A 12307-nucleotide genomic window follows, 5' to 3' on the forward strand; every position below is an offset into this window, starting at 1 on the left:
CCCCATCCGCCACGACCTGGATGCCCGCCGCCCGAGGGTCCCCGGTGGGCACTGACGAGGACGCCGACCTCGCGCGGTTGCGCGCGGGACGACCGTCGGCGGTGGCGCGCGTCGTCGACGAGACTCTCCACCCGTTCGTCGTGGGCGGCGCCGGGGTCGTGGTCACCGCGATCGACGGCGGGGCGCGGGTCTCGCCCGCCACCCTGCTGGGGGCGATCGCCGTGGTGGCCGTCGCGGTCGGCGGGCCCTGGGCGATCCTGCGCCACAGCCTGCGGACGGGCCGGCTGACCGACCGGCAGGCGGTCCGCCGCGCGGAGCGGTGGCGTCCCCTCGCCCTCGGCGGGCTCTGCCTCCTCGCGGCGGCCGGGGTCGCCGTCGCCCTCGGCCTGCCCGCGAGCGCGCTCTTCCTCGGCCGCGGCGTGCTCGCGACGGGGGTGGCCGCGCTCCTCACGCGGTTCGTCACCAAGGTGTCGCTGCACACGACGGCCGCCGGGTTCGCGGTGACGGTGGGCCGCTACGCCCCGGCCTGGGGCGTCGCGCTCGGCCTCGTCACCGTGGCCGCCCTCTGCTGGGGACGCCTCCGGCAGGGTCGCCACACCCTCGGACAGTTGCTCCTCGGGGCGGGAGTCGGCACCACTATGTTCGTCGTGGCGTAGCGCGCCCACTGCCACCCGCCGCCTCCCCGGGCACAATGGCGCCCATGAGCGAACCGGACGGCGTCGCATCGCGGCTGACGGGCATGATGTGGCGCGACGGCCACATCGTGAAGGAAGACATCGCGCTCGGCGAGATCGCCTCCCTCGCGCACGACCCCACGTGCGTCGTCTGGGTGGACCTGCTGAACCCCGCCCCCGCCGACCTCGCGTCGATCGTCGCCGAGCTGGGGCTGCCGCCCACCGCCACCGAGGACGCCATCGCCCCGCACGAGCGCGCGAAGGTGATCCGGCACGAATCGCACCTGTTCTTCACGGTCTACTCGGCGTCCCTCGCCGACGTGCCCGACCCCGAGCGCCGCGGACGCCTCCGCACCCACCGGCTCTCGGGCATCGTGCTGCCCGAGGCGCTCGTGACGATCCGGATCGACGAGCGGCTCGACCTCGCCCCCATCGTCGCGCGGTGGACCGAGGATCGGCACCTCGTGAAGCACGGCTCCGCGACCCTCGTCTACGACCTCATGGACGTCATCGTGGACGGCCACTTCGAGACGATCCAGGAGCTCGATGACGAGATCGAGTCGCTGGAAGACGTCCTGTTCGAGGAGCGGCGCACCGACCAGCACTTTCAGCGCCGCGTCTACATGCTCCGCAAGGACCTGGTCGAACTGCGCCGGGCCGTCCTGCCGATGCGCGAGGTGGTGAACGGCCTGCTCCGGCACCAGGAGAGCCAGGAGGCCGAGCTGGAGGCCTGGTACGACGACCTGTACGACCACGTGCTGCGGGCGTCCGAGTGGACCGAATCCCTCCGCGACATGATCACGTCGCTGTTCGAGACGAACCTCTCCCTGCAGGACGCCCGCCTCAACACGATCATGAAGAAGCTGGCCGGCTGGGCGGCCATCATCGCCGTCCCGACGGCGATCACCGGCTGGTTCGGGCAGAACGTCCCCTACCCGGGGTTCCAGGAGCCGTTGGGGCTGTGGCTGAGCGTCGCGCTGACGGCCGTCGGCGTCCTCGTGTTGTATCTGCTTTTCAAGCAACGCGACTGGCTCTAACAGGGCGCCGACCAGGGGCGACGCCCGCCGGGCGCGCCAAGAGTTCGGACACCGTTCACGCGGTGTTCCTCGGACGGTCCGGAGCCTGCTGCCTGCGCGGGTCAGGGTTGCCCCTGTCGTAACCCTGACCTCCCGGAAGGAATCCCTCCATGGCCACCAACAACCAGGTGCGTTTCGCCGCCGTCGGCGTCGCTGCGCTGGCGCTGGCATTCACCGTGATCCCGGCGCAGGCATCGAGCCAACGGACCCTCCCCACCATCAGCCGCGCGGCCGACGGCCCCGTCGACGAGTTCGGCGGCGCGCGTCGCATCGGCGGCGACCAGTCGAAGACCATCCAGGCAGCGATTCAGAAGTCCGGCGCGAAGAACGTCATCCTCGTGATCGGCGACGGCATGGGCGACTCCGAGATCACCGTCGCCCGCAACTACCTCGAGGGCGCCGGCGGCGCCTTCAAGGGCATCGACGCCCTGCCGCTGACCGGCCAGATGACCCACTACTCCGTCCACAAGGAGAACGGGAAGCCGGACTACACGCCCGACTCCGCGGCCACCGGCTCCGCCTGGGCGACCGGCGTGAAGACCTACGACAACGCGATCTCGGTCGACCGTCACGGGCGTCCGCACGAGACGCTGCTGCAGCTGGCGAAGAAGTCGGGCAAGGCCACGGGCGACATCACGACGTCGGAGATCCAGGACGCCACCCCGGCCGTCCAGGTCTCGCACGTGCTGCTGCGCAAGTGCTACGGCCCGGAGGAGACCTCGAAGTCCTGCGCGCCGAACGCCCTCGAGAACGGCGGGCTCGGCTCGATCAGCGAGCAGCTGCTGAATACGCGGCCGGACGTCACCTTCGGCGGCGGCTCCAAGACGTTCGCCGAGAAGGCCAAGGCCGGCGACTGGAAGGGCCAGACGTTGGAGGCCCAGGCCAAGGCCCGCGGCTACCAGTACATCACCGACAAGGCGGACCTCGCGACGATCGGCTCGGCCGATCAGCGGCGTCCGGTGCTCGGCCTGTTCTCGTCCGGCAACATGCCCGTCCGGTACGCCGAGACCCTCGCGACGTCGGGCGGCGGCGACAAGGCCGCGGTGCAGTGCCAGGCGAACCCGAAGGCGTCCGAGGTGCCCACGCTGGCCTCGATGACCAAGAAGAGCATCGACCTGCTGTCGAAGAACGCCGACGGCCGCAAGAACGGCTTCTTCCTCCAGGTGGAGAGCGCCTCGATCGACAAGAAGGACCACGCCGCGGACGCCTGCGGCCAGATCGGTGAGACCGCGCAGCTCGACGAGGCCGTGCAGGAGGCCCTGAAGTTCGCCAAGAAGGACAAGAACACCCTGGTCATCGTCACCGCCGACCACGCTCACTCGAGCCAGATCGTCGATGAGGTGACCCCGGGCCTGTCGATCAAGCTCCGCACCAACGAGGGCTCCGACATGGTCGTCTCCTACGGCACCGCCGCCGCCGGCGAGAGCCAGCAGCACACCGGCTCTCAGGTGCGCGTCGCCGGCTACGGGCCGGGCGCCGCGAACGTCGTCGGGCTCATCGACCAGACCGACCTGTTCTTCATCATCCGCGACGGCATGCGCGCCTACCGGCGCTGACCGCTTGTCCCCCACACCCACGGAGGGCGTCCCGCTTCGGGGCGCCCTCTGTGCGTTGGGCTGCACAACGGGAGGCCGCGGATTCTCGCCGGGACGCCGCGGGCGGCCCGACGCCGGTGAGCGGGCCGGCGACCCGGTTGCGGCGAGCGGCCCGCGCAGGAGGCTGGGTATGGGTCCGGCCGGGGTGTCGCGGGCGAACCGTTTCCACGGAGGCCCCTAGGATTCTCGGCATGGTCAACCCCGCACTCGGTCCCGTGCGCCGTTCCCTCGGTCTCCTCGTCCTCGCCGCCGCGATCGCGGTGGCGGTGCTGGCGCTCTGAGAAGCCGGAGACGGCTCGACGAGGTGGAGAAGAGTCTGCCGCGTCCGGAGCGCGAATGACGCGGCGCCGACCCCGTCTGGGGTCCAAGAGAGCCACCTATCGGACTCGAACCGATGACCTACGCTTTACGAGAGCGTCGCTCTACCAACTGAGCTAAGGTGGCGCGGCCTGACGGCCGGTGCACAACTATAGCGGGGCGGCGGCGTCCCCAAGAAATCGGCGGGTGCGCGGCCGCGCGGGTCACGAGCAGCGCGTCCCGTCGGCGGGCACGACGCCCCGGTTCAGGTACCCGCGCACGGCGTCGTCGACGCACGCCGACCGCCCGTACGCGACGTGCCCCTGGCCCTCGAACGTCAGCAGCACCCCCGAGTTCAGGCGCCGGGCGAGGTCCTCGGAGTACTCGTACGGCGCGACCGGGTCGTTGCGGCCGCCGACGACCAGGATGGGCGGCGCGCCGGCGGCGTCCACCTTCTCGAGCGGGCCGACCGGCGCCACCGGCCAGGTCGGGCAGACGTACTGCGGGCCCCAGTACTCGCCGAAGAAGGGCGCCTGCCGCTTCGCCTCGGCCCACCGGACGCCCGCCTCGGCGACCGAGATGCGCGGCCGGTCGGCGCACGGGATCGCCTGGAACGCCCCCAGCATGCCGCCGTAGCCCCCGGACGCGTCGCGCCCGTAGATCCGGTTGCTCGCCATCTTGAGCAGCGACCCGTCGCCGCGGTCGAGCTCGTCGAGCGCGCGCTCCAGCAGCGGCGTGGCGAGCGTCCCGGCGTACAGGGCCCCCGCGAGGCCGGCGGCGGCCTGGGACTGCGTGAGCTTCTGGTCCCCCACCGTGAGGGGGTGGCGGTCGAGCCGGCCGAGCATCGCCCGCAGCGACGCGATGACCTCCTCGCGGGTGCTGCCCCACCGGCAGCCGGTCGCGGCGCAGGTCGACGTGAAGGCGTCCAGGGCGCGGTCGAAGCCGACGGTCTGGGCGACCGGCGAGCGTCCGGTGACGTCGACGCCGGCGTCCAGCACCATCCGCGAGACCCGCCCCGGGAAGAGTTCGGCGTAGTAGGCGCCGAGCATCGTGCCGTACGACTGCCCGACGTATGTGAGGCGCTCCTCGCCGAGGACGCCGCGCAGGATGTCGAGGTCGCGCGCGTTCTCCTGCGTGGAGATGTGCGCGAGGACGTCCCCGGTCTTGCGCAGGCAGGCCTGCCCGAAGCGGCGGCTGCCCTCGATGAGGGCCGCGTTCTCGGCGGGCGTGTCGGGCGAGAGGTCGAGCGCGACGTAGGCGTCCGCGTCCGCCCCCTCCAGGCAGCGGACCGGGTGCGAGCCGCCGACCCCCCGCGGATCCCAGCTCACGACGTCGAACCCCTCCAGCCCGGCCGTGTTGAAGAACCGCAGGTAGCCGGTGCCGGACGCCCCGGGCCCGCCCGGGTTCATGAACAACACCCCTTGCCGGGACGCCGTCGCGCGCTTCCGCGCGACGGCCAGGTCGAGCGTCGGGCCGTCGGGACGCGCGTAGTCCAGCGGCACCCGGACGCTCGCGCAGTCGAGCTCGCCGCCCTCGCCGCACGCCGACCACGCGGGCGTCTGCCCGTAGAACCGCGCCAGCCGCGCGTCGGTGGCCGGCACCGGCGCGAGGGACGTCTCCGCCGGCGCCGCGGACGCCGACGCCGCAGACCCCGACGACCCGGCCGACAGGCCCGGCGTGGAGGGCGCGCTCGGCTGCGGCGTCCCCGGGGCGGACGTCCCGCAGCCCGCGAGGATGCCGGCCGCCAACGCGAGGACGGCGCCCGCGAGGAGCGGACGCCGTCGAGCAAGCCTCGTCATGCGCGTCAGCCTAGGCCGCGCGCGGGGCCCTGGGTCAGCCGACCATCGCCTCCCGCTCGGCCCGGACGGCGTCCCGCCGGCGGCGGAAGCTGCCGTCGACGCTCCACGCGCCCGCGCCCAGGATCAGGAACAGCAGGCCGACCGTCGCCAGCAGCAACTCGTGCTCGCCGACGAAGCCCTGCGTGCCGGGCTGGATGATGCTCCAGTTGCCCCACACGACCAGCCCGAGCGCGCCCGCCATCAGCAGCGTCAGGCCCAGGCCCGCCAGGCGCGTCAGCATGCCGAACAGCAGGGCGACCGCGACCGCGACCTCCAACGCCCCGACGCCGATGGCGACGTAGCGCGGGTACGGCAGGATCGTGTTGGCGAAGAAATCGGTGGTCGCCGGAATGTTCAGCAACTTTTGGATGCCGTGGACGCCCATGGTGCCCGCCACGACCACGCGCAGCAGGAACAGCCCGAGCGACGCCCAGAACTTGTCGGTCGTCTTCTTCTGCGGCTTCGCGGGGACGATCTTCGTCGCCCTCTCGTCGGCCATCGGCGCGAGCGCGGCGGCGCGGGCCTCGCGGCGGGCGCGCCGCTCGGCGTCCAGCCGGTCCTGCTCGACGCGCACCGGGTCGACATCGTCGCCCACCGGCTGGACGTCGGTCGTGTCGGGGATCGGCTGCCGCGGCGCCCTGACGTCGCGGTACAGCGGCGGCCCGGCCTCCGGCTCGGTGGTGGCCGCCCCGGCCGCGACGGCCCCGCCCGCGGCCCCGATGACCGGAGCCGCCGTCGACCCGCGGGTCTGCCGCTCGCCGTCGCCCTCGCCCTCGCCCTCGGGACGAGCTACCTCGGCGTCCGCCCGGTCGGCCTCGGCCGACTCGGCGGCCGAGAACTCCTCGTCGCCCGACTCGTGGCTGCGCTCGTCGACCGGCGTCGCGTCGGCCTCGCTGGGTTGGGCGGTCTCGGTGACGTCACCCTGCTCGCCGTCGTCCACCTCGGACGCCTCCGGCCGCTGCCCGGCCTCGGGATCGACGCCCGTCGCGTCCAGAATGCGCGCCTCCTGCTGCGGAGCCGCCGCCGAGGCGTCCGGCTGCGTGGGGTCCTTCTCGCTGTCGTTGTCGCTCTTCAGGGGGTTCCAGGCCATGCCAACGCGTCCTTTCGCAAACAATCCCCTTCATCGTCCCCCAGGACGCCCACCAGGCGTCTCAGCGACACTCATGCACGCAGGCTGATCATCAGGGACTCCATCGCGAGCAGCGGCGCGACGTTCGTCTCCAGCGCCGTGCGGCAGTCGAGGATCGCGTCGAGCCGCGAGACGGTCGACTCGGGGGTCGTGCGGCGCGCCATCTGCTCCACGTCGGCCGCGTGCTCGGCGTTGATCAGCGGCGCGTTCGCCCGCGTCTGCACGGTCAGCACGTCGCGGTAGTAGCTGGTCAGCTCGGTCAGCACCCGGTCGAGCGCGTCGCGCTGGAACCGCTTGGCGCGCGCCTTCTGCTGCTCTTCGAGATCGCGCAGGGCCGCGTTCAGGCTGCGCGGCCGGACGCCGCGGGTGCCGGCCCCGAGCGCCTCGCTGAGCTCGGCCTTCTCGCGGCTGTCGAGTTCGGTCGTCGCCTGGGACGCCTCCTCGGACGCCGCCTCCACCACGTTGGACGCCGCGGTCAGGCACGCCCCGAGCGTCGTGAGCGCCCCGGGCAGCCGCAGGACCTGCTCGCGCCGGGTGCGCGCCGCCTCGCTGCGCGCCAGTGCCCGCGCCCGGCCGATGTGGCCCTGCGCGATACGGGCCGCGTACTGGGCGATCGCCTCGGGCACCTGGTCGCGGCGCTGCAGCAGCTCGGCGATCGCCGCGTTGCTCGGCGTGGCCAGCTCGGCCAGGCGCGTGCGCGACCGGATCGTCACGATGACGTCGTCGGGCGTCGGGGCGCACAGCACCCAGACGGTCTTGGGCGCCGGCTCCTCCAGGCTCTTCAGCAGCGCGTCGGCGCCGCGCTCGGTGATGCGATCCGCATCCTCCACCACGATGACCTGGTAGCGGCCCAGCGTCGGGCTCATCGCCGCGCGACGCACCAGGTCGCGCACCTCGTCGACGCCGATCGAGAGCTGCTCGGTGCGGACCAGCGTCACGTCGGGATGGGCCCCCGACAACGCCGTCCGGCATGCCTGGCACCGCCCGCAGCCGCCCTCGCGGCACTGCAGCGCCGCCGCGAAAGCCCGCCCCGCGTTCGACCGGCCCGACCCGGGCGGACCGGTGATCAGCCAGGCGTGCGTCATCGCGTGACGGCCGCCCGCGACCGCCTGACGCAGCGTGGCCACCACCTTCCGCTGGCCGACCAGGTCGGCCCAGACGCCCTCGTCGGCGCCCTGCTCGGCCGCGGTCACCGCGTCGCCCCCGAGCACGTCGTCCCCTCACTCACGCCACTCACGTCGTCATCCTGCCAGCGGCGTCCGACAACAACGGGGCCACCCGCTCGCGGACGGCCGCGGCCAGCTCGGCGACCGGCCGGCGCGCGGGGAGCACCAGGTACCGGTCGGGGTCGCGGACGGCGAGGTCCAGGAAGCCCTGGCGCACGCGTCCGTGGAAGTCGTCGCCGGCGGCCTCCAGCCGGTCCTTCGCCTCGATCGCCCCCACGCCGGACGCCGGATCGAGGTCGAGCAGCACGGTCAGGTCGGGCACGAGCCCGCTGGTCGCCCAGCGGCACAGGCGCTCCAGGTCGTCGCCGTCGAGCGCGCGTCCGGCCCCCTGGTAGGCGAGCGTCGAGTCGACGTACCGGTCGGAGACGACCACCGCCCCGCGCTCCAGCGCGGGCAGCACGAGGTGGTCGACGTGATGGGCCTTGTCGGCGCAGTACAGCAGCGCCTCGGCGCGCGGCGACAGCTCGCCGGTGGCCGGGTCGAGCAGGATGCGCCGGATGTCGCGGCCCACCGCCGTGTCGCCCGGCTCGAACGTCCGGACGACCTCCCGCCCGTGCGTCTCCAACCACTCGGTGAGCAGGGCCGCCTGCGTCGACTTGCCGACGCCGTCCCCGCCCTCGAACACCACGAACACACCGCTCATGACACCTCCGCGCCCCATCTTGCCCGACGCGGCGGGGCCGAACCCTGAAGCGCGGCTTGACCGTCAGCGCTTCAGCTCGGCCCACGTGGACGGCCCGACCACCCCGTCGGCCCGCAGCCCCCGCGCCTTCTGGAACGCGACCGTGGCGGCGCGGCTGTCGCGGCCGAACGCCCCATCCACCGCGCCGTTGTAGTGCCCACGGAGCCGCAGCAGCGACTGCGCCTCGCGGGCACACGACGAGCGTTCCCCGTACTCAACGAGCGTTTGCGCGCACGAGGACGCCGTCGTCGTCCGCACGGACGACCCCGACGTGCCCGGATCGTGCGCCACCGCGGCGATGACGCACCCGACCACCACGACGGCAGCCAGCGTCTCCTTCACGTTGTACCCCCAGGTCCACGGCTCCCGCCCTAGCGGGAAGCCGTTTAACACCCTAGGCGACCAAACCGGCCGTGAGAATCCCCACGACCCGACGACCATGAGTGGGTCGCTCGGGCAGGCACAGGGCAGCGATACCGACGTCTGCGGTTCCCGGGACGCTCCGCGCTACGTCGTTGCGTCCTTCGCGGCCGTCTTCTTGGCCGGTGCCTTCTTCGCGGGAGCCTTCTTCGCCGAGGACGACCGCCGCGTGGGCGTCCGCTTCTTCACCGGGCCCTTGGCCCGCTTCTCGGCCAGCAGCTCGGATGCCCGGCTGATCGTGATCTCCTCCACCGAGTCATCTCGGCGCAGGGTCGCGTTGACCTCGCCGTCGGTGACGTACGGGCCGAAGCGGCCGTCCTTCACGACGACCGGCTTGCCGGTCTCGGGGTCGTCGCCCAGCTCCTTCAGCGGGCCGGCGGCGGCGCGGCGTCCGCGCTGCTTGGGCTGCGCGTAGATCGCCTCGGCCTGCTCGAGCGTGATCGAGAAGATCTGCTCCTCGGTCGCCAACGAGCGCGAGTCGGTGCCCTTCTTCAGGTACGGCCCGTAGCGGCCGTTCTGGGCGGTGATCTCGACGCCGTCGGCATCCTGGCCCACCACGCGGGGCAGGCTCAGCAGGCGCAGGGCGTCGTCGAGCGTCACGGTCTCCAGCGACATCGACTTCAACAGCGAGCCGGTGCGCGGCTTCGCCGACTTCGGCGAGCCCTCCGGGAGGACCTCGGTGACGTAGGGGCCGTAGCGGCCGTCCTTGGCGACGACGGCATGCCCCGTGTCGGGGTCGGTGCCGAGTTCGCGTTCCGCGCCGCGGGGGTTCGCGAGCAACTCGCGCGCCAGCTCGACGGTCAGCTCGTCGGGCGGCAGGTCGTCGTCGACGTTCGCACGGTTGCCGTCGGCGTCCTCGATGTAGGTGCCGTACCGGCCGACCCGCACCGCGATGCCTGACTCCTCGCCGTGCACCGGGTAGAAGGTCGACAGCTCGCGCGCGTCGATCTCGCCGAGCTCGGTGACGAGCTGCTGCAGCCCGCGCGCGTCGCCCTTGCCGAAGTAGAACTCGGTGAGCACGGCGACGCGGTCGGCATTGCCGCCCGCGATCTCGTCGAGGTCGGCCTCCATCTCGGCGGTGAAGCCGTAGTCGACCAGCCGCGGGAAGTGAAGCTCCAGCAGGCGCGTCACCGCGAACGCGAGCCACGTCGGCACGAGCGCCGAGCCCTTCTTGAAGACGTAGTCGCGGCTCGTGATCGTCCGGATGATCGCCGCGTACGTCGACGGGCGGCCGATGTCGAGTTCCTCGAGCTTCGCGACGAGGGACGGCTCGGTGTAGCGGGCCGGCGGGCGCGTCTCGTGCGTCGCGGCCGTCACCTCGGACGCCGTCAGCGCTTGCCCGACCTCCAGCGGCGGGAGCGGCGACTGCGCGTCGTCCGCGGAGCCGCCCTCGTCGATGCCGGTCACGTAGGCCTTGAGGAAGCCGGGGAACGTGATCGTCCGCCCGGACGCCGTCAGCTCGGCCCGCTCGATCGCGTGCACCTCGCCGGACGTCGCGTCGGTCACCTCGACCGGCGCTCCCAGCGCCGCGGCCATCCGCACCGTGAGCGTGCTGCCCTCGGCGTCCTTCATCTGGGACGCCAGCGTGCGGCGCCAGATCAGGTCGTACAGGCGCAGGTGGTCGCCGGTGAGGCCGGTCTCCTGCGGCGTCCGGAAGTGGTCGCCGGCGGGCCGGATCGCCTCGTGCGCCTCCTGCGCGCTCTTCACCTTCGAGGTGTACACGCGCGGCTTGTCGGGCACGTACTGGGCGCCGAACCGCTCGGTGACCTGGGCGCGGGCCGCCGAGATGGCCTGCCCCGACAGCGTGACCGAGTCGGTACGCATATAGGTGATGAAGCCGCGCTCATACAACTCCTGCGCGACCGACATCGTGCGCTGCGACGTGAAGCCCAGCTTGCGGCCGGCGTCCTGCTGGAGGGTCGTCGTCCGGAAGGGCGCGTACGGACGCCGCGTGTACGGCTTCGCGTCCACGCTCGCGACCTCGAGGGACGCCTCCCGCAGGCCGGCCGCCAGCGACTCGGCCCCTTCGAGGGCCAGATGCAGCAGCGACTTGCCGGTGAGCTGCCCGCTCGCGTCGAAGTCGCGGCCGGACGCGATGCGCAGCCCGCCCGCCGTCGAGAGCCGAGCCGGGAACGTGCGCGGGTCGGCGCCCTCGCCGGCGTCGACCACGGCGTCCACGTCGGCGTACGACGCGATGCGGAACGCCATCCGCTCGCGCTCGCGATCGACCACGAGCCGCGTGGCGACCGACTGGACGCGGCCCGCCGACAGCCGCGGCATGACCTTCTTCCACAGCACCGGGCTGACCTCGTAGCCGTAGAGGCGGTCGAGGATGCGCCGGGTCTCCTGCGCGTCGACCAGGTCGATGTCGAGGTCGCGTAGGGTGCCGGCCGCGTCGCGGATCGCCTGCGGCGTGATCTCGTGGAAGACCATGCGCTTGTACGGGATCTTGGGCTTCAGCTCCTGGATCAGATGCCACGCGATGGCCTCGCCCTCGCGGTCTTCATCCGTTGCCAGGATGAGTTCGTCGACGCCCGCCATCTTCGACTTCAGGTCGCGGATGGTCGCCTTCTTGTCGGCCTGCACCACGTAGAGGGGCTCGAAGTTCTTCTCGACGTTGACGCCGGTGCGCGCCCATTTCTCGCCCTTGTACTTCGCCGGGACCTCCGCCGCGCCGGTCGGCAGGTCGCGGACGTGGCCGCGCGAACTCTCCACCACGTAGTCGGAGCCGAGCACGCCGGTGAGCGTGCGCGCCTTCGTGGGCGACTCGACGATGACGAGTTTCTTGGTGGTAGCCACTTCCAACCTTCGAATGACGGGGCAGATCGGAGCCACTGTAGCCCCGGCGCTGGGATCGCATCGTAGCCGCCCGAACCACGCGCGGCGGCGCGAGTTTCACAGCATCGGCACAGGTTGGACACATCGAGTCCCCAAGGTGGCGGCCTTGACTATCGCCCGAGGACGCCGCGGGTGCGGCATCCGGGAAGGACGACATGGCCGAGCAGCTCGACCCCCAGCAGACCCCCGACCCCGAGCCGCCGGCCACCTCCCACGCCCCCTGGACGCCGCACCCCGTGGACGCCCCCGCCCCTGGAACGGCGGATTCGCCCGCGGCCTCCCCCCGGCCACGGACGAGCCGTCGCGGCATGGGGCTCATCATGCTCGGCAGCGCCCTCGCGGGCGCCGTGCTCACCACGCAGATCTCGGCCTACTTCGCGCCGGCAACGCAGGGTGCCGCCCCTCAGGCTCCCGTCACGGTTCCCGCGTGGGGCGGGTCGTCCGGGTCGTCTGGATCGTCCGGTTCGTCCGGTTCGGGCGCGGCGTCCGGAGGGTCGTCGGGGACGAGGACCAGCGGGACGCGGGCGTCCGC

The 12307-nt window shown here is 72.6% G+C and carries 9 protein-coding genes and 1 tRNA gene; 3 read left to right on the top strand and 7 right to left on the bottom strand.

All coding sequences use genetic code 11. The annotated features are described in order from the left end of the window. Positions 1–44: 44 nt before the first annotated feature. The 3 genes from WMJ97_RS11545 to phoA all read left to right on the top strand — a co-directional run bounded on the left by WMJ97_RS11545 (position 45) and on the right by phoA (position 3306). The gene (locus WMJ97_RS11545; RefSeq protein ID WP_347349146.1) at positions 45–656 is read left to right on the top strand and encodes a hypothetical protein; all 612 of its coding nucleotides are present in this window, start codon (positions 45–47) and stop codon (positions 654–656) included. Between the two features lie 44 nt (positions 657–700). Next, a complete protein-coding gene (locus WMJ97_RS11550; RefSeq protein WP_347349147.1) occupies positions 701–1711 on the top strand; it encodes a magnesium transporter CorA family protein in 1011 nt (336 codons plus the stop codon). Positions 1712–1860: 149 nt separating this feature from the next. Continuing rightward, positions 1861–3306: an alkaline phosphatase gene (gene phoA, locus WMJ97_RS11555; RefSeq protein ID WP_347349148.1), complete on the top strand. Its 1446-nt coding sequence runs from the start codon at positions 1861–1863 to the stop codon at positions 3304–3306. Between the two features lie 410 nt (positions 3307–3716). On the opposite strand, the gene WMJ97_RS11560 is transcribed toward phoA, so the two are convergent. The 7 genes from WMJ97_RS11560 to topA form a co-directional block, all read right to left on the bottom strand. Beyond that, positions 3717–3789: transfer RNA gene (locus tag WMJ97_RS11560), tRNA-Thr, on the bottom strand. Positions 3790–3866: 77 nt separating this feature from the next. Further along, positions 3867–5441: an alpha/beta hydrolase gene (locus WMJ97_RS11565; protein ID WP_347349149.1), complete on the bottom strand. Its 1575-nt coding sequence runs from the start codon at positions 5439–5441 to the stop codon at positions 3867–3869. Between the two features lie 34 nt (positions 5442–5475). Further along, entirely contained in the window at positions 5476–6570 is a 1095-nt protein-coding gene (locus WMJ97_RS11570) for a DoxX family protein (protein ID WP_347349150.1), read from the bottom strand. 71 nt (positions 6571–6641) lie between these two features. After that, positions 6642–7820, bottom strand: coding sequence for a DNA polymerase III subunit delta' (locus WMJ97_RS11575; protein ID WP_347349151.1), 1179 nt, complete (start codon positions 7818–7820; stop codon positions 6642–6644). A 22-nt stretch (positions 7821–7842) separates the two neighbouring features. Further along, positions 7843–8478, bottom strand: coding sequence for a dTMP kinase (tmk, locus tag WMJ97_RS11580; protein ID WP_347349152.1), 636 nt, complete (start codon positions 8476–8478; stop codon positions 7843–7845). A gap of 63 nt (positions 8479–8541) precedes the next feature. Next, on the bottom strand, positions 8542–8859 hold the full coding sequence (locus WMJ97_RS11585; protein WP_347349153.1) for a peptidoglycan-binding domain-containing protein: 318 nt from the start codon (positions 8857–8859) through the stop codon (positions 8542–8544). A gap of 165 nt (positions 8860–9024) precedes the next feature. Then, positions 9025–11736 (bottom strand): type I DNA topoisomerase, encoded by a 2712-nt coding sequence (topA, locus tag WMJ97_RS11590; protein ID WP_347349154.1) that lies wholly within the window; start codon positions 11734–11736, stop codon positions 9025–9027. Positions 11737–12307 lie beyond the last annotated feature (571 nt).

The sequence above is a fragment of the Nigerium sp. genome (assembly GCF_039811905.1).
Lineage (GTDB): Bacteria > Actinomycetota > Actinomycetes > Propionibacteriales > Propionibacteriaceae > Propioniciclava.